The following is a 16,943-nucleotide window of genomic DNA, read 5'->3' as shown; positions in this document are numbered from 1 at the left end:
CATCAGTCCCAGAGGCTCACGGTGGATCGGGTGTGGGTGGTGGCGGGTGGGGCCAGTTCCACCAGCAGGCCGGTGGGCAGCACCGTGCCGTGGTCGGCCAGGCCGGGGTTCAGGGCGAGGGTGGCTTCGACGATGTCGGTGCGGGCGAGCGTGCGCCAGCACAGCAGATCGAGCGTGTCGCCTTGCATCGCGCGGGCCTGCATCAGATCAGCTCCACGGTGGTGCGGCGGATGCCGAGCAGGTCGGAGATCGCCCAGCGCACGTCGCGGCGCAGGTCGTTGGCGCGGGCCTCGAGCTTGTCGGCGGCCTTGTCGCCGGCGCCGGTGGTGTCGAAGTCGCGGTAGCGCTCGACCAGGTCGGCCTGCACATAGCTGTAGACGGCACGCAGGTAGCGCACGACCTGGATCGGCAGATCCGCGATGCGGGTGCATGGCACGTCCTCCAGCCTGGCGTGGCCGAGGGTGAGCTGCGCAGCCTTGTAGCCGGCCAGCTCGCCGTTGATGCTCGTGATCGCCGCGAGTGCGCTGTAGCGCAGGCGATCGGCCGTGACGGTGCCGTCGAGCCGCGCCGTGGCGCGTAGTTCGACCAGGTCGATGTTCGGGAACCAGCCGTCGTTCGCCAGCGGCTTCTCGGCGGCCGGTGCCGGTGCGGGAGGGTTGGCGAGGAAGCTCATGCAGCGTTTTGCGGGCGAGGGTTGAACAGGTCGGCGGTGGTCGGGCGTCATCCGTGGGGCTTGTGGCCTTCAGGAATCAGCCCGAGCCGCCGGGGTTCCGGGGTCCGGAATCGTTACGAGGGCAGGGCGTCGGGCCTCTTCAGCCGGCGCTCCAGGCGCTCGATGTCTTTCTTCACGCCGACCTGGTCGAACAGCGCAAGGGCGCGCTGCAGGTGGTCGAGCGCAGGGCGCGCGTCCTTCACGGGCACGGCGTCGAAGTCCACGTCGGCCGGACCGGTCTTGCCGATCAGCGCGAAGCCCATCGCCTTGTGCAGCTTGGCGCGCGCCTGGTCGGGCGCGTCCAGCTCCTCGGTCAGCGCGAGCACCTGCGGCAGGTGCTCGCGCGCCTCGGCGTTGGTCATCTTGCCGGCGAGCGCGGCGGCGCCGAACTCGTCGATGAGCACGGTGCCGAGGTTGCGCTCGTACTGGTCGGGCAGCGGCAGCTCGTGCTGCACGGCGTAGGGCGCGATCTGCAGCGCGCGCCTGTAGTTGCCGGCGTCGATGTGCCACACCAGCACGGTGGTCAGGATCAGGTCGCGCGCGCCCTGGCCGGCCGAGAGAGCGCTGTCCACCCAGGCGTCGTAGTCGGGCAGGAACTGTCGCTTGGCTTCGATCTTGCGCTCGACCGACTGGATGTCTTTGAGGCGGCGCCGGTGCTCGGCGAGCTGCACGAGCATGAGTTCATAGGCGCTGCCCTGCAGCTCGCCGCCCGCCGGCGCCGCGGCGACCGCGATGACGGCGAGCTTGCGCTGCAGGTGGCGCTGGGCGGGGGTCTGGCGCATGGCGGTCAGGCGGCGATCTCGATGTTCTCGACCAGCGCGGCCAGGCCGTAGTCCTCGACCACATAGGCGTCGTTGCTCGACTCGTAGTTCTCGATGCGGTCGCGCTTGGCGTTGTCGACCAGGCTGCGGCGGCGGGCGGAGAGTTGCCAGTAGATCGAGAGGTTGTCGAGCCGGGTGATGAGCACCTTGTTCTCGGGGAAGTAGGGCACGGTGACGGCCGGCAGGCCGCCCAGGCGGCGCTGGCTGCGCACGATGTCGGCGGCGAGCACTTCGGTGGGCGCGGTCGGGTCGTTGACCAGCGGGAAGAGCTTGTCGTGCAGCAGGTTGCGGCCGACGACGGCCACCAGGGCGCCATCGTTGCGGAACCACGGATCGAGCAGCGTCTGGTAGGCGTCGTAGACCAGGGCGTCGAGGTTCTTGTAGTCGCCCGTGGCGCCGATCACGACGCGGTCGCCCGCGGCGCCCGAATCGAGCACGCGCGCCGGCGCCTCGCTGCGGATGTGCTCGAGCCAGCCGATGTTCACGTCCTGCAGCAGCGGGTTGGCGGCCAGGTCGGTGTTGGCGGCGGCGCGCAGGCCGTTGAAGCCGATCATCATCCGGTCGAGCGCCTGGCGCTTCACGATGAGGTCGCGCACCCGGGTCTGGAAGTCCGCGAACTTGGCCCAGGCGTCGAGCGTGGCGTACTTGATGAAGGTGTCGTAGTTGGTCTTGCGGCACTCGTAGCCGCGCTCGTCCAGCGTCTCGACGGAACGCGGCTGGCGGTCGGCGGCGTCGGTGTTGGTGCGGCTGGCGATCGGGCCACTGATGCCGAGGCCGAGCTTGTCGCCCTTCAACTCGGTGACGCCGATGATGTTGACCTTGCCGAGGAACTCGCTCGATTCCTGGATCTTGGTCTCGAGCGTCTGCTGCACGCTGGGCTCGACCGCGAACTGCTCGCGCGCGCTGGGCACGTGGTTGATGTCGCTGAGGCGGTCCAGCAGCTGGTTGTAGACGATGCGGGTGGCGTTTTGCATGAGGGGCTCCGGGTGATTCGTGTTCTGGTGCGTGCCGGCCGGGCTCAGCAGTCGGTGGCCTGCAGCCTGGGGTTGCCGCCGGTGGCAGCAGGGCGCTGGGCGTGCCTGCCGGCGTCGGTGGTGTCGATGGTTTCGAACTTGGCCTGCAGCGCCTGGTGCTCGGTCTGCAGCGTGGCGAAGCGTTGTTGCAGCTCGACCAGCGCGCCGGCGCCGGCGTCCTGCTGCTCGGCCACGTCGGCCAGCACGGAGCCCATTTGCTCGACCACGCCGAGCAGGTCGCTCACGGTGTCGTTGCTTTTGCGCGTGAAGCTGGCGAACTTCTTCTTGAGGGCCACGCCGATCTCCCGGATCTGGTCGCGCATCGTGGTGTCGTCGGGTTCCTCCTCGAATTCGAGCGTGGCCTCGACCGCCTCGGAGAACAGGCAGTCCGGCGAGGTCTTGCGGCCGGCGAAGGGATTGGCCTTCGGGTTCTGCGCCGCGAAGCTCAGCACCTCGGTGCCGAGGCTCGCAGGGCTGTCGGTCACGGCCAGGCCGACCAGGTAGGCCTCGTTGGTGTCGGCGAACTTGGGGTTGACCTCGATCGAGGTGTAGATCTTCTGCTTGTCCCGGGTGGTCATCGCGACCAGGTCGGGCAGGGGCGCGATCTCGGTGAAGAGGGCCAGCTTGCCGCCTTCGACTTCACGCGCCTCGACCGCGACCACGTCGCCGTAGGCGCGGAACGAGCTGTCGGGGTACATGCCGCGCATGTGCTCGAGCCAGACACGGGCGCCGTACTTCTTCGGGTCGAAGTTCTTCGCCATCTGTTCGATCCATGTGCGCTCGATGCGGCGGCCGTCGGTGGTGGCGCCTTCGGTGGCGACGCGGAACATCTTGGATTTCTGGGCCATGGTGGTGCTGTGCGGGGAGGTTGAGTCGTGCTTCGTGAAGCGGTGGACCGATGGTCGGCCCAGGCTTCGCGCGGCTCAACGCCTTCGCCTTCTAGATCGTGGATCCAGAAGCAAAAGCGGCGTGGCAGCGATGCGGTCGTCGTGCCGCAGCCATAGCCTTGCGCCATGTCTTCAAACAGTGAAGTGGCGCAAACGCCCGAGGTGCCGGTCGCCGAGCGGCGCCGGACCGCGCGCCATCTCTATTGGCAGGGATGGCGCATTTCGTCGATCGCGGAGTTCCTCGGAGAACCGCGGACGACGGTGCACGGCTGGAAGGATGCCGAGCAATGGGACGCGGCGCAACCCATCGAGCGTGTCGAGGGTGCGCTCGAGACGCGTCTGGTGCAGCTGATCGCCAAGGACCCGAAGACCGGCGGCGACTTCAAGGAGATCGATCTGCTGGGCCGCCAGGTCGAGCGCCTGGCGCGGGTGCGCAAGTACGAGAAGACAGGCAAGGAGGTCGACCTCAACCCAAACATCGAGCGCCGCAATGATGCGCCGAGGAAGAAGACGGTGCGCAACAGCTTCAGCGAGGAGCAGGGCGACCAGCTGCTCGAGGCCTTTCGCGAGTCGCTCTTCGGCCACCAGAAGATCTGGATGCGCAACGGCCACGAGCGCACGCGCATGGTGCTCAAGAGCCGCCAGGTCGGCGCGACCTGGTACTTCGCGCGGGAGGCGCTGGCCGATGCGATCCAGACCGGGCGCAACCAGATCTTCCTGAGCGCGAGCAAGTCGCAGGCGCACATCTTCAAGCAGTACATCGTGCAGTTCGCGCAGGAGGCCTGCGGCGTCGACCTGGCCGGCGATCCGATCATCCTGGCCAACGGCGCGCACATCTACTTCCTCGGCACCAACGCGCGCACCGCGCAGGGCTACCACGGCAACTTCTACTTCGACGAGTTCTTCTGGACCCATCGCTTCGAGGAGCTCAACAAGGTCGCCAGCGGCATGGCGATGCACAAGCAGTGGCGCAAGACCTACTTCAGCACGCCGAGCTCGATCCAGCACGAGGCCTTCGCCTACTGGAGCGGCGACCGCTTCAACAAGCGCCGGCCGAAGGACCAGCGGATCTCGCTCGACCTTTCGCATGCGCGCCTGGCTGACGGCTTCACGGGCGAGGACAAGGTCTGGCGCCACATCGTCACCATCCTCGACGCCGAGGCCGGCGGCTGCGACCTGTTCGACATCGACGAGCTGCGCCTCGAGTACAACGCCGAGGAGTTCGCCAACCTGCTGATGTGCGAGTTCATCGACGACACGCAGTCGGTGTTCCCGATGTCGGAGCTGCAGGGCTGCATGGTCGACTCGTGGGTGGAGTGGGCCGAGTTCTACAAGCCCTTCACGCTGCGGCCTTACGGGCACCGGCCGGTGTGGGTGGGCTACGACCCCTCGCACACCGGCGACACGGCCGGCTGCGTCGTCCTGGCGCCGCCCGGCAAGCCCGGCGGAAAGTTCCGCGTGCTCGAGCGCCACCAGTGGCGCGGCCTGGACTTCGAGGCCCAGGCCGAGGCGATCCGCCAGATCACGCTGCGCTACAACGTCACGTTCATCGGCATCGACACGACGGGGCTGGGGCAGGGCGTCTATCAGCTCGTCGCCAAGTTCTTCCCGGCGGCCAAGGCCATCAACTACTCGGTCGAGGTGAAGACGCGGCTGGTGCTGAAGGCCAAGAACGTGATCAGCCGCGGTCGGCTCGAGTTCGACGCCGGCTGGGTCGACCTGGCGCATGCCTTTCTCGCCATTCGCAAGACGCTCACGGCCAGCGGCCGCAACGTCACCTTCGAAGCCGGCCGCAACGAGGAGACCGGCCATGCCGACCTGGCTTGGGCCTGCATGCACGCCCTCGACAACGAGCCCCTCGAGGGCCACACCGCCGCGAACAGCGGCTTCATGGAGATTTCCTGATGAACACACAAGCGCATGCCGATCGGGCGGCACGCATGGAGGCTTTCACCTTTGGCGATCCGACGCCGGTGATGGATCGGCGCGACCTGCTGGACTACATCGAATGCTGGTCGAACGGGCGGTGGTTCGAGCCGCCGGTGTCGTGGGACGGCCTGGCCAAGTCCTTTCGCGCGAGCACGCACCACAGCAGCTCGATCTATTTCAAGCGCAACATCCTGCTGAGCACCTTCATCCCGCACCCGATGCTCGATCGCGCGACCTTCGGCGCCTGGGTGCTGGATTTCCTCATCTTCGGCAATGCCTACCTGGAGACCCGGCGCTCGCGGACGAAGCGGCCGGTGGCGTTGAAGCATGCGCTGTCGAAGTACATGCGCCGCGGTGCCGACCTGGAGAGCTATTTCTTCGTGCGAGGGTGGAAGGACGAGCACGAGTTTCAGCCGGGCACTGTTCACCACATGCGCGAGGCCGACATCAACCAGGAGGTGTACGGCCTGCCCGAGTACCTGAGTGCGCTGCAGTCGGCCTGGCTCAACGAGAGCGCCACGCTGTTCCGCCGCCGCTACTACAACAACGGCAGCCACGCCGGCTTCATCCTCTACGTCAGCGATCCGGCGCAGCAACAGGAGGACATCGACGCGATGCGGACCGCGTTGAAGGAGAGCAAGGGGCCGGGGAACTTCCGCAACCTGTTCCTCTATTCGCCGAATGGAAAGAAGGATGGGGTCCAGCTTATTCCGGTGAGCGAGGTCGCAGCCCGGGACGAGTTCTTCAACATCAAGAACGTGAGCCGCGATGACGTGCTCGCTGCGCATCGCATTCCGCCGCAGCTGTTGGGCATCGTGCCGGGCAATACGGGCGGCTTTGGCGCCGTGCTGCCGGCCGCCCAAGTGTTCGCGCGCAACGAGATCCGGCCGCTGCAGGAGCGATTCAGGGAGATCAATGCATGGGTGGGACAGGAGGTCGTGCAATTCGAGGCGTATGAGGTCCGTGCGCCGGATGCCGACGACGGCCATCAAGGCTGATGCTCAAGGAAGCAATTCGGGTCGAAGGTCGGCTCGGGCACTAGGCACTCGGGCAGCAGCGTGAATTGACGCCAGGCTTCGCCCTCGATGAATCGCTGTCGCGAACGTCGATGCACGGCACGGGATGGGGCGGAGACCTTCCCAGCGCCTCCAACCATCCATCGTCATTGGCTTTTGCTACGTGCAGTTGTCGAACAGAGTTGCAAAGCAGGCGCCCATCAGCCTTTTAATACACATCGACTTCTACCAGAATCGCCACCACGCCGTGCTATAGCGTCCGGACGCCAGGTCGTTGACATAAGGACGATCTCGAACTCCAAGGTAGTTTTTCGGCAAAATGACAACTCTGAAATTAGCGATCTCGCAGTTCTCTTTTCTACTCTCCAAGTAGGCGCAGTCGATACGTAGGCTCTCATCTAGGTCTGCCTTGAAGCGGCTACATCTCGTCTTCGAAAGGTACTTGGACATGGAGAAAGAAACGCGCTCTCCATCTTTTAGGCGAATGTTCTCGAGAGTGGGCATGTCGAAAAACGTTATGGTCAGGTTCAGCTCGCCTGCTCCAAGATCTGCTTTCTCGGGTCCCGCGTCCTTATTGGGAAGCTTGCTGATACGCAGGTCGATTGCGCCGTCCCTCAAGCGAATGAATTCAATCGCCCCTACCCCGGTCGCCACGTCGGGTGGGAGTGGCGGGCTGACTCGGTCGTTGAGGCTTTCTACCTTTGCGTCGCCCTGATGCTCATCGCTCGACCTGCATGTGTTGATGCCGTGATGGCTGACGCGAACTTGGCCGCTCCCGAGTCCCTCGAGCGCAGCCACTTGCCGCCCGATTGCGCCAACGGCCACGCGTCGCAATTGCTCCCGTTCCTCGAATGCCTGATGTCGGCGCTTGTCGGAGGCTTTATGCTCGTTCGGATCGTCGATATAGCGGGCGAGCCGGGCTTCAAGGTCTTCCAAAAGAGGGCGTATATCAATGCTGTCGAAGTTTCGTGCAAGTAGATCCGCGAGCATTCTCTCCTGACGCAACCCATCAAGTACTGCGTCCTTATCCGAGTCGGCAATCACCTTCGAAGCTGCCTGAACCGGGTCGCCGCTAGATCTCGATGGATGCGAGGGGTTCGGATTCTTATCTTCAATCCGAATCTTGTTTCCGAAATATGCATCGAAAAGAACCTTGAACATCGCAGATCGAAGATCGGAATCGGATTTCTCCCGTTGAGCCATCAGGTCGGCGTAATAGTGACTCTCGTTTTGCTTGTTCTGCAATACCAGGAATCCTCCTGCAACAATGCCACCAATGATCAAGATCAGGATCTTGTAGAGGACGTCCACTTCCTTTTCGAGGATTTCCCACAGAACCTTTCTTTCCAATGGCCCCAACTTGGGCTTGTTCATGGCCGCCTCCGGCAATCGGCGCGGTTCATTCCAGGAGCCACATCAACTGGGACCTTGTTTTCGGTGTTGTCGCTATCGCGACATTTCAGCTTGTACTGACCGGGCTCAATTCCGACGAACGCAAACTCTCCTGCGCCCGTCGTCGTAGTAGTGCGCAGCACGCGATCCTGGGCATCCGAGAGCTGGACGGGTACGCCTGCTCGAATATGACCGCTCGGATCCCGGGACGTGCCCGCCAAGTCCGCCGCGATTCCATACGATGCAAACGCCCAAGACGCCGTCGCGACGGCTGCGGCGCGCACGGCTGTCCAGATTCCCTTATCCGTGCCGTGGATCGCAATACAGAGACTGCCGAGCTTCATGGGCCCTCCTGCAGGGATGTCACGTTGCGTGTCCCCCGTAACGCGGATGAGAATTGTGGAAGCATTAAACATCATTGACTTGGTTACGCAATCCCTTTCGCGGAGGAGGCGGGTCGTCAACTTGCCGCGCGAGCAGTTGCAGACCGTGCTTGAGACGGCCGAAGCGAAGGCCAGTGGGAGAAAGTAGCGTTTCACAGAGATCACGCGCGGCGAGCTCGTTGCGCCGTGGTTGAGCAGGCACCCCATCACCGCAGTGCGCGACGCTTGGAGCGCGCGCTCGAGACCCCGCCCCGCCCCCGATCTAAATAGGGCGCTTTCGACGGCGGTGTCGGAAGGCGCTCGCGCCACGCCAATCGTGCCTTGGAGTCGTCCGATCGCCCGTCCCTCAGCGACGTGTTTCGACGAACCCTGATCCTGGGAACGATGGCTCGACGGGCAGTGCCACACGAGGGCACCTCGGGACGAAATCCAGCAAGGGTTCGGGAGAAACCTAATCTTCCTAATCGACACCCAAAATCGCCCGCAAACCCGCATGGCGCCTAGCGATGGGTGGTTAGGGTTCAACCCTGATCAGACCTAACCTGAAACCTAATCGAAAGCTAAGTTGTTGATTTATATAGGGTCTCATTTTTCTCGGGATCAGCCTCAACGACCCTGATCTGGTTAGGTTCAGATTAGGAAAAAATCAGGGTTGCCAGTTTGGCCGAAACCCGCATGGATAAAGGCTTTGCGGGCGGTTCGCCATCCTGATCAGGAAAATTAGGTTTCTCCCGAACCCTCCCTGGAATTCTGGGCGGGGCCAAAAAGAGGCGGTTCGGCTCCTCTCGAAGTTCCTGCAACCAAGGATTCAGGTCCGCGGCAAAGGCGGCCTGATTGGCCAGATCCAGCGCGACTTCAGGGGCTGAACTTGCCGCGCCGGCTGTAGTGGCTGACCATCGATTTGCCGATCTGTTCGGCCTGGCACCGCCGCTCGAGCGCGCGCGCCTCGGCTGGAGAGATCTCGGTGCGAGTCACCAGCTCGCGCTGCAAGCACCACCAGGTCTGGGCGTACGCAGGGCCAGTGCCCTCGTTGCCACTGGGCGGCAGGATCTCGACGCCGGTGAGCAGCAGGCCGCGCTCAGTGATCCTCAGGAGCCGCGCTTTGTCGAGGAGCGGAATGACGTAGCTCTCGCGATCCGCAGCGAGCAGCACGGCGACGCGCCGCATGCCCTTGCGTTCGACGCGCAGTTCGCCTCGGGCCGGCTGAGCCTTGGCCGCCTCCGCATCGAGCAAGTGGCCCTCGCGTCGACATCGGTAGACGATTGCAAACATCTGCAAAAAATACTGGATGGGCGTACAGTATTGGCATGGACCCAATCAGCGCACAAACCTGGATTGCAGCCTGTGCCCACCAGCTGCAGCGCCAGTGGCGGACGGTGGACCCCGAGCAGCTCGAGGAGGTCGCGGCCGATCTGTGGAAGGACGACCGCCTTCGAGGCTTGCCGCCGGCGCAGGCAGCGGTCGAGTGGCTGCAGCCGATTCATGGCAAGACCCACGGCCCGGCGAGCTAAGCCTGGTGCGGGAGGAGGGGTCGTTGGCCTATGGGATGGCCCATAGAAGCTGACGATCGCCCGGAAACGCCCGTCAATGCTCGCTATCTGGAGGACTCCGGTTCCGCCAATACAGGCTCCAGATTCTTCTGGAGCCTCCAAAAAAGCCCGATAGATCATTGATCTGCCGGGCTTTTTTTCTCGTTCATCAGGCGTCCCGGGCTCGGCGGGGCGGGGAACATGATCCAGATCAAGCGCGGCGACGTACTGCCCCGTCTCTGCGCCATTCGGCGCGGTCGGCGGCGAGACGCCCGGGTAACATTCCGCCATGCCCGAACTCACCCTGGAACTCGCTTCCGTCGTCGCCGTCACCTTCGCCGCCATCATGACCGTCGGCTTTGCCTGGCGGGAGCGCAAATGGGGCCCGGTGCTGATGATGGTCGGCATCGTCGGCTTCCTGGCGATCATCGCCTACGGCATCGTGCCGAAGTTCTGAATCAAGGCCTGGCTCAGATCGCGCGCGGGACGCGTGCCGAGGACACCGGGTGGCCCGCGCCCCGACTCACCCAGCCCGCTATTCGACGACCAGCCCCTTCAGGGCCGGATCGGCGGCCGGCACCCGCAGCTTCATGCCCTTGAGCGTCTTGACCAGCAGCTTGGCGATCATCAGGTTGCGGTGATGCTTGTTGTCGGCCGGGATGACATGCCAGGGCGCGTCGTCGGTCGACGTGGCGACCAGCGCTTTCTCGTAGGCGGCCTGGTAGGCATCCCACTGCTTGCGGACCTCGAGATCGCCGAGCGAGAACTTCCATTGCTTGTCGAGGTCGTCGACCCGGGCCTGCAGGCGCAAGCGCTGCTCGTCCTTGCTGATGTGCAGCATGCACTTCACGACCACGGTGCCGGTTTCCGTGAGGAGCCGTTCGAAATCATTGATCCGCGCATAGCGCCGCCGGGTCTCGTCGCGGTCGATGCTGCCGCCGACCACCGGCACCAGCACGTCCTCGTAGTGGCTGCGGTTCCAGACGGTGATCTCGCCGGCGCGCGGCACCACCGCATGGCAGCGCCAGAGGAAGTCGTGTGCGCTTTCGTTCTCTGTCGGGGCCTTGAAGGCGGTCACCTTGACGCCCAGGGGCGAGGTGCGCGCGAACACCCACCGGATGGTGCCGTCCTTGCCGCTGGTGTCCAGGCCCTGCAGCACCAGCAGCAGCTTGCGCCGGCCTTCGGCGTGCAGCAGGTTCTGCAGCCGGTCGAGCTCGATCGCCAGCGTGTCGAGCTGCTCGCGCTGGGCGGCCTCGTTGCCGTCGAGAAAGGGCGTGGCGGCGGGATCGATGGCGGCCAGCCTGAACTTGCTGCCGACACGGTATGTTCTGAAGCTGGCCATGGGCGAGGGTTCTCTTATTCGTCGTCGTCGGGTGCGATGGAGGCGCTCCAGCGGCTGTCCCAGTCGGCGCGCCGGGCGCCGTCGAGCTCGCGCCGGTCGCGCTTGGTCGGGCGGCCCTGCGCGATGCTCAGTGCCGGCTCGCTGCCGAGCCGGCGCTGTTCGCGGGCCGCGGCCAGGGCCGCCAGGCTCTCGGGCGTTTCTTCGTAGAGCTGCTGCGCCACCGGGGCCGGGCCGCGCTGGCCGCTGATGCCGCGCACCCGCACCACGCGCGACACGCTGCCGAGCCGCATCGTCACGGTGTCGCCCACCTTGACCTCGCGCGAAGCCTTGGCGACATCGCCGTTGACCTGCACGCGGTTCTTGCCGATCTCGTCGGCGGCCAGCGACCGCGTCTTGAAGAAGCGCGCGGCCCAGAGCCATTTGTCGATGCGGAGACGGTCCATGAGTTCAGCCATTGTCGCGCGCCAGCGGAATTCGCACGACAGCATCGAGGCCGACGGTCTGTCCGCCGGCTTCCCGGTTCCGAAGCGCGATGCTGCCGCCCAGCGCCAGCACGATCTCATGGCAGATCGCCAGCCCCAGGCCGGAGCCGCTGGCGACGTCGCCGGCCGCGAAGGGCGCGAACAGCCGTTGCCGCAGTTCGTCGGAGATGCCGCGGCCCTGGTCGCTGATCCGCAGCAGCGCCTCGCCGCCCTCGGCTCGCACCTGGACCGTGAGCATCGCCTCGCGCGGACTGTGCTTGATCGCGTTGTGCAGCAGGTTGCGCGCGAGCTCCTGCAGCATCCAGAGATGGGCGCGCACCGGGACCGGCGCCGGGCCGGTGGAGAGCTCGAAATCGAGTGCCTTGTCGGCGACCAGCGGCGACAGGTCGAGCGCCACGGCGCGCACCGCCTCGGCCAGGTCCAGGGTGATCGACTCCGGCTGCTGGCGCAGCTGCTCGACCTTGGCCAGCGACAGCATCTGGTTGGCGAGCGCGGTGGCCCGTTCGACGGTCTCGCTGATCTCGCCCAGCGCCTGGTCGGGCGGCACGTCGCCGCGGCGCGCCGACTGCACCTGCGCCTTGAGCACCGCGAGCGGCGTGCGCAGCTGGTGGGCGCTGTCGCGCACGAAGCGCTTCTGGTGGTCCAGCAGGCGCCGCAGGCGGCCCATCACCTGGGTCGTGGCGTCGATCAGGGGGCGCAGCTCGCGCGGCGCATGGGGCGCGTCGATCGGCGACAGGTCGTCGGCGGCGCGGGCCTGGATCGCCTCGCCGAGGGCGCGCACCGGGCGGGTGGCGCGCTGCACCACGACCACGGTGACCGCGGCGATCACGCCCATCAGCACCAACTGGCGCCACAGCGTGTCGACGAGCAGCTTGCGCGCCAGCGTCTCGCGCAGCTCGAGCGTCTCGGCCACCTGCACCACGGCCATGCCGCGGCCGTTGGCGCTGGCGACCGGCTGCAGCAGCACCGCGACGCGCACCGGCATCTCCCGGAACTCGGCGTCGTAGAAGTCGACCAACGCCGCATAGGGCGGACGGTTCGGCAGCTTGCCGCGCCAGAAGGGAAGTTCCTCGAAGCCCGACACCATCTGGCCGTCGAGCGCCGAGACCCGGTAGTACATCCGGCTCTGGTTGTCGGCCTCGAAGGCCTCGAGCGCGGAGTAGGGGACGATGGCGCGCAGCGAGGCCGCGTCGTCGTAGCCCTCGACGTCGAGCTGCTCGCCGATGGTCTTGGCCGAGGCCAGCAGGGTGCGGTCGTAGGCGGTGGTGGCGGCGGCCAGGCTCTGGCGGTAGAGGCTGACGCTGTTGATGACGACGAACAGCGCGATCGGCCCGAGGATGCCGAGCAGCAGCCGGGCGCGCAGCGAGGCCGCCCGCATCACGCCTCTTCGCGCAGCAGGTAGCCGAGGCCGCGCAGCGTCATCAGCGTGACGCCGGTGGCGGCGAGCTTCTTGCGCAGCCGGTAGACGACCACCTCGATGGCCTCGTACTGCACGTCGGCCTCGCCCGGGAACACCAGCTCGAACAGGCGCTCCTTGCTGACCGCGTGGCCGGGCTTGACCATCAGCGCCTTCAGCAGGGCCAGTTCGCGCGGCGTCAGTTCGAGCACCTCGGCGCGGTGGTAGATGGCGCCGCTGTCGGGGTCGTAGCGCAGGCCGCCGACCTCCGGCAGCCGTGCCAGGACATCGGCGCCGGCGCCCTGGTGGCGCCGCTTGAGTGCCCGGATGCGGGCCTCGAGTTCGTCCAGGTCGAAGGGCTTGGGCAGGTAGTCGTCGGCGCCGGCGTTCAGGCCGACGATGCGGTCGCCGACGGTGCCGCGGGCGGTCAGCAGCAGCACCGGCGTGCGCAGCCCGGCCGCGCGGGCCTGGGCCAGCACCTGCAGGCCGTCGAGCCCGGGGAGGCTGAGGTCGAGCGCGACCACGTCGGGCTCCAGCGCCTGCCACTGCGCCAGCGCCTGGGCGCCGTCGCCGCAGATGCGGACATCGATCTGGCGCCGCCCGAGCGTGCGCTGCAAGGTGGTTTGCATCGAGGGATCGTCTTCGACTAGCAGCAGCTTCATGGCGCGATTTTCGGTGTATACCCCAGTGCAGCGGACAGCCAACTGACAGCGGGGCGGCGCATCATAGCGGCGTCAGCTTCCACTCAGCTTGCCCAAATCCAAGGAGACATGCATGCGTCGCGATACCTTTTTGAAATCACTGGCCGCCCTGGCCGCCACCGGAGCCCTGCCGTTGTCGGCCTGGGCCGCCCCCAATGTCAAGATGATGATCCCGGCCAATCCGGGCGGCGGCTGGGACACCACCGGACGGGCGCTGGGCAAGGCGCTGACCGATGCCAAGCTGGCCGACACCGTGACCTTCGACAACAAGGGCGGCGCAGCCGGTGCGCTGGGCCTGGCGCAGTTCGTCAACGGCTCCAAGGGTGACCCGAACGCCATGATGATCATGGGCGCCGTGATGCTCGGCGGCATCATCACCGGCAAGCCGCCGGTGAGCCTGTCGCAGGCCACGCCGATCGCGCGCATCACGAGCGAATACAACGTCTTCGTGCTGCCGGCCAGTTCGCCGCTGAAGTCCATGAAGGACGTGGTCGAACAGCTCAAGAAGGACCCGGGCAGCGTCAAGTGGGGCGGCGGCTCGCGCGGTTCCACCGAGCACATCGCGGCGGCCATGATCGCGCAGAAGGTCGGCGTCGATCCGTCGAAGATCAACTACGTCGCCTTCCGGGGCGGCGGCGAGGCCACGGCGGCCATCCTGGGCGGCAACGTCACGGTGGGCGGCAGCGGCTTCAGCGAATTCGCCGAGTACATCAACGCCGGCAAGATGAAGGCCATTGCCGTCACCTCGGCGCAGCGGCTGCCGGGCGTCAACGTGCCAACGCTCAAGGAGCAGGGCATCGATGTCGAGATCGGCAACTGGCGCGGCGTCTACGGTGCGCCCGGCATCACGCCCGAGCAGCGCAAGGCGCTGACCGACATGGTGCTGGCGGCGCTCAAGGCGCCCTCGTGGGGCGAAGCCTTGAAGAAGAACGACTGGACGCCCGCGGTGCTGTCCGGCGAGGCCTTCGCCAAGTTCGTCGACGACGAGTTCGCGAGCCTGCGCGCGACCATGGTGAAGTCCGGGATGGTGTGACGGGCTTGCCCCCACGCTCCGTCACTTCGTGTACTCGCTGCCCCCCGAGGGGGCCGCGGCCGCCTTGGGGCGGCCCGGCGCCGGCCTGATGTGCCGGAAGCGAAATCCTTCCTCCCTCGCCGAGGTCAAGAACAATGTCCAACAACGACTCACTTTCATTCCTTCCGCCCCCGATCTGGCCCCAGACCCTGGTCGGCCTCGGCGTGCTCATCACCGGGCTGGCGTTGGCCTTCGGCGCCATCGACATCTCCTCCGAGGCCGGCTACGGCGGCGTCGGGCCCAACTTCCTGCCCTGGCTGGTGTCGGTCGCGCTCACCGTCTGCGGGGCCTGGATCCTCTGGGAATCGCGCACCGGCGGCTTTCGCGACATGGAAGAACCCTCGGGCGCCAGCCAGCCGTACTGGGCCGGCTTCGTCTGGGTGTCGGCCGGGCTCCTGCTGAACGCGGCGCTGATCACCAGCATCGGATTCATCCTGAGCTGCACGCTGTGCTACCTGCTCGCGGTGCAGGGCCTGCGGCGCGCCAGCGGGCAGGGCGGCGTGAACTCGCCGCGCACCTGGCTCACCGACTTCGTGACCGGCCTGCTGATCGCGGCGCCGGTGTTCTGGATGTTCACCAAGTTCCTGGCGATCAACCTGCCGGGCCTGACGGCCACGGGCTGGATCTGAACATGAGAAACCCCCACGCTCATCACTTCGTGTATTCGCTGCCCCCCGAGGGGGCACAGGCCTCCCTTGGGGCGGCCCGGCGGGAGGCCTGACATGGAAATCTTCAACGCATTGATGCATGGTTTCGCGCTGGCGATCACGCCCGCGAACCTTCTCTGGTGCCTGATCGGCTGCGCCCTGGGCACGGCGGTCGGCGTGCTGCCCGGGATCGGGCCGGCGGTGGCGGTGGCGATGCTGCTGCCGATCACCGGCAAGGTCGACATCACGGCCTCGATGATCTTCTTCTCGGGGATCTACTACGGCGCCATGTACGGCGGCTCGACCACCTCGATCCTGCTGAATACGCCGGGCGAGACGGCCAGCATGGTGACCGCGATGGAGGGCAACAAGATGGCCAAGAGCGGGCGCGCGGGCGCCGCGCTCGCGACCGCCGCGATCGGCTCCTTCGTGGCCGGCACGATCGCGACCGTCATCGTCACGCTGTTCGCGCCCTTCGTCGCCGACTTCGCGGTCAAGCTCGGCCCGCCCGAGTACTTCCTGCTGATGCTGCTGGCCTTCACCACGGTCAGCGCGGTGCTCGGCAAGAGCACGCTGCGCGGCATGACGGCGCTGTTCATCGGGCTCGCGGCCGGCTGCATCGGGCTCGACCAGATCTCGGGCCAGGGCCGCTACACCGGCGGCATTCCCGAACTGCTCGACGGCATCGAGATCGTGCTGGTGGCGGTCGGCTTGTTCGCGGTGGCCGAGGTGCTGTATGCCGTGCTCTACGAGGGCAAGGTGGTCGAAGCCCAGAACAAGCTGAGCCGCGTGCACATGACGCCGCGCGACTGGAAGCGTTCGATCCCCGCCTGGCTGCGCGGCACCGCCATCGGGACGCCCTTCGGCTGCATCCCGGCCGGCGGCACCGAGATCCCGACCTTCCTGAGCTATGCGACCGAGAAGAAGCTGGCCAAGGATGCGGACGCCAAGGCCGAGTTCGGCACCACGGGCGCCATCGAAGGCGTGGCCGGACCCGAAGCCGCCAACAATGCCACCGTGACCGCCGCGCTGATTCCGCTGCTGACGCTGGGCATCCCGACCTCGAACACCACGGCGATCCTGCTCGGTGCGTTCCAGAACTACGGCATCCAGCCGGGCCCGCAATTGTTCACGACCTCGGCCGCGCTGGTCTGGGCGCTGATCGCCTCGCTCTACATCGGCAACGTGATGCTGCTGGTGCTGAACCTGCCGATGGTCGGCTTGTGGGTCAAACTGCTCAAGATCCCGAAGCCGCAGCTCTATGCGGGCATCCTGATCTTCGCCACGGTCGGTGCCTACGGCATGCGCCAGAGCGCCTTCGACCTGGTGCTGCTCTATGCCATCGGCTTGCTGGGCGTCGTCATGCGGCGCTTCGACTTCCCGACCGCACCGGTGGTGGTCGGCATGATCCTCGGGCCGCTGGCCGAGGCCCAGCTGCGCAACGCGATGTCGATCGGCGAAGGCAGCGCGGCGGTGTTCTTCCAGCGCCCGATGTCGATCGTGCTGGTGATCATCGTGCTGGCCGTGATGATCCTGCCGCGCCTGGCCAAGCGGCTGAGCGAGCGGCGCGCCGCCGCGGCGGCCGCCGCCTGACGGCCCGCGGCGCCGCGCGGGCTCAGTC

19 protein-coding genes are annotated in these 16,943 nt (G+C 66.4%); 7 read left to right on the top strand and 12 right to left on the bottom strand.

All coding sequences use genetic code 11. From position 1 onward, the window contains the following. Positions 1 to 2: 2 nt before the first annotated feature. The 5 genes from AC1DYD_RS18705 to AC1DYD_RS18685 all read right to left on the bottom strand — a co-directional run bounded on the left by AC1DYD_RS18705 (position 3) and on the right by AC1DYD_RS18685 (position 3,394). Positions 3 to 203 (bottom strand): tail protein X, encoded by a 201-nt coding sequence (locus AC1DYD_RS18705; protein ID WP_478174245.1) that lies wholly within the window; start codon positions 201 to 203, stop codon positions 3 to 5. Then, positions 203 to 673: a head completion/stabilization protein gene (locus AC1DYD_RS18700; protein WP_478174244.1), complete on the bottom strand. Its 471-nt coding sequence runs from the start codon at positions 671 to 673 to the stop codon at positions 203 to 205. The genes AC1DYD_RS18705 and AC1DYD_RS18700 overlap by 1 nt, the downstream gene beginning before the upstream one ends. 113 nt (positions 674 to 786) lie before the next feature. Beyond that, a complete protein-coding gene (gpM, locus tag AC1DYD_RS18695; protein WP_478174243.1) occupies positions 787 to 1,494 on the bottom strand; it encodes a phage terminase small subunit in 708 nt (235 codons plus the stop codon). Between the two features lie 5 nt (positions 1,495 to 1,499). After that, the gene (locus AC1DYD_RS18690) at positions 1,500 to 2,507 is read right to left on the bottom strand and encodes a phage major capsid protein, P2 family (protein WP_478174242.1); all 1,008 of its coding nucleotides are present in this window, start codon (positions 2,505 to 2,507) and stop codon (positions 1,500 to 1,502) included. Between the two features lie 44 nt (positions 2,508 to 2,551). After that, on the bottom strand, positions 2,552 to 3,394 hold the full coding sequence (locus AC1DYD_RS18685; protein ID WP_478174241.1) for a GPO family capsid scaffolding protein: 843 nt from the start codon (positions 3,392 to 3,394) through the stop codon (positions 2,552 to 2,554). A 165-nt stretch (positions 3,395 to 3,559) separates the two neighbouring features. Between AC1DYD_RS18685 and AC1DYD_RS18680 the strand changes: the two genes are divergently transcribed. Together AC1DYD_RS18680 and AC1DYD_RS18675 are read left to right on the top strand one after the other, a co-directional pair. Next, positions 3,560 to 5,338, top strand: coding sequence for a terminase ATPase subunit family protein (locus AC1DYD_RS18680; protein WP_478174240.1), 1,779 nt, complete (start codon positions 3,560 to 3,562; stop codon positions 5,336 to 5,338). Beyond that, entirely contained in the window at positions 5,338 to 6,360 is a 1,023-nt protein-coding gene (locus AC1DYD_RS18675; protein ID WP_478174239.1) for a phage portal protein, read from the top strand. The genes AC1DYD_RS18680 and AC1DYD_RS18675 overlap by 1 nt, the downstream gene beginning before the upstream one ends. A gap of 243 nt (positions 6,361 to 6,603) precedes the next feature. On the opposite strand, the gene AC1DYD_RS18670 is transcribed toward AC1DYD_RS18675, so the two are convergent. The 3 genes from AC1DYD_RS18670 to AC1DYD_RS18660 form a co-directional block, all read right to left on the bottom strand. Further along, entirely contained in the window at positions 6,604 to 7,752 is a 1,149-nt protein-coding gene (locus AC1DYD_RS18670; protein ID WP_478174238.1) for a hypothetical protein, read from the bottom strand. Continuing rightward, on the bottom strand, positions 7,749 to 8,114 hold the full coding sequence (locus tag AC1DYD_RS18665; RefSeq protein WP_478174237.1) for a carboxypeptidase-like regulatory domain-containing protein: 366 nt from the start codon (positions 8,112 to 8,114) through the stop codon (positions 7,749 to 7,751). The genes AC1DYD_RS18670 and AC1DYD_RS18665 overlap by 4 nt, the downstream gene beginning before the upstream one ends. An 894-nt stretch (positions 8,115 to 9,008) precedes the next feature. Continuing rightward, complete coding sequence (locus tag AC1DYD_RS18660; RefSeq protein WP_478174236.1) at positions 9,009 to 9,386, bottom strand: hypothetical protein; 378 nt, start codon at positions 9,384 to 9,386, stop codon at positions 9,009 to 9,011. A 74-nt stretch (positions 9,387 to 9,460) separates the two neighbouring features. Here AC1DYD_RS18660 and AC1DYD_RS18655 point away from each other — a divergent pair, with 74 nt between their 5' ends. Both AC1DYD_RS18655 and AC1DYD_RS18650 read left to right on the top strand, forming a co-directional pair. Continuing rightward, positions 9,461 to 9,664, top strand: a complete 204-nt coding sequence (locus tag AC1DYD_RS18655) for a hypothetical protein (protein WP_478174235.1) — start codon at positions 9,461 to 9,463, stop codon at positions 9,662 to 9,664. A gap of 307 nt (positions 9,665 to 9,971) precedes the next feature. Then, positions 9,972 to 10,139 carry a hypothetical protein gene (locus tag AC1DYD_RS18650; RefSeq protein ID WP_478174234.1) on the top strand — a complete coding sequence of 56 codons (168 nt, stop codon included), beginning with the start codon at positions 9,972 to 9,974 and terminating at the stop codon, positions 10,137 to 10,139. A 78-nt stretch (positions 10,140 to 10,217) separates the two neighbouring features. Here AC1DYD_RS18650 and AC1DYD_RS18645 read toward each other — a convergent pair whose 3' ends face one another. The 4 genes from AC1DYD_RS18645 to AC1DYD_RS18630 are packed head-to-tail and all read right to left on the bottom strand — an operon-like array spanning position 10,218 to position 13,564. Then, on the bottom strand, positions 10,218 to 11,024 hold the full coding sequence (locus AC1DYD_RS18645) for a PPK2 family polyphosphate kinase (RefSeq protein WP_478174233.1): 807 nt from the start codon (positions 11,022 to 11,024) through the stop codon (positions 10,218 to 10,220). Positions 11,025 to 11,038: 14 nt separating this feature from the next. Next, entirely contained in the window at positions 11,039 to 11,467 is a 429-nt protein-coding gene (locus tag AC1DYD_RS18640) for an RNA-binding S4 domain-containing protein (protein WP_478174232.1), read from the bottom strand. Positions 11,468 to 11,471: 4 nt separating this feature from the next. Next, a complete protein-coding gene (locus AC1DYD_RS18635; RefSeq protein ID WP_478174231.1) occupies positions 11,472 to 12,887 on the bottom strand; it encodes a sensor histidine kinase N-terminal domain-containing protein in 1,416 nt (471 codons plus the stop codon). Then, positions 12,884 to 13,564, bottom strand: a complete 681-nt coding sequence (locus AC1DYD_RS18630) for a response regulator (protein WP_478174230.1) — start codon at positions 13,562 to 13,564, stop codon at positions 12,884 to 12,886. The genes AC1DYD_RS18635 and AC1DYD_RS18630 overlap by 4 nt, the downstream gene beginning before the upstream one ends. 112 nt (positions 13,565 to 13,676) lie before the next feature. Between AC1DYD_RS18630 and AC1DYD_RS18625 the strand changes: the two genes are divergently transcribed. The 3 genes from AC1DYD_RS18625 to AC1DYD_RS18615 all read left to right on the top strand — a co-directional run bounded on the left by AC1DYD_RS18625 (position 13,677) and on the right by AC1DYD_RS18615 (position 16,915). Further along, on the top strand, positions 13,677 to 14,636 hold the full coding sequence (locus AC1DYD_RS18625) for a Bug family tripartite tricarboxylate transporter substrate binding protein (protein ID WP_478174229.1): 960 nt from the start codon (positions 13,677 to 13,679) through the stop codon (positions 14,634 to 14,636). 134 nt (positions 14,637 to 14,770) lie between these two features. Then, positions 14,771 to 15,304, top strand: a complete 534-nt coding sequence (locus tag AC1DYD_RS18620) for a tripartite tricarboxylate transporter TctB family protein (RefSeq protein WP_478174228.1) — start codon at positions 14,771 to 14,773, stop codon at positions 15,302 to 15,304. 93 nt (positions 15,305 to 15,397) lie between these two features. Further along, positions 15,398 to 16,915 (top strand): tripartite tricarboxylate transporter permease, encoded by a 1,518-nt coding sequence (locus AC1DYD_RS18615; RefSeq protein WP_478174227.1) that lies wholly within the window; start codon positions 15,398 to 15,400, stop codon positions 16,913 to 16,915. Positions 16,916 to 16,943 lie beyond the last annotated feature (28 nt).

The organism is Variovorax sp. P4_B11 (assembly GCF_056402355.1).
This window is presented reverse-complemented; position numbering and strand designations above follow the sequence as displayed.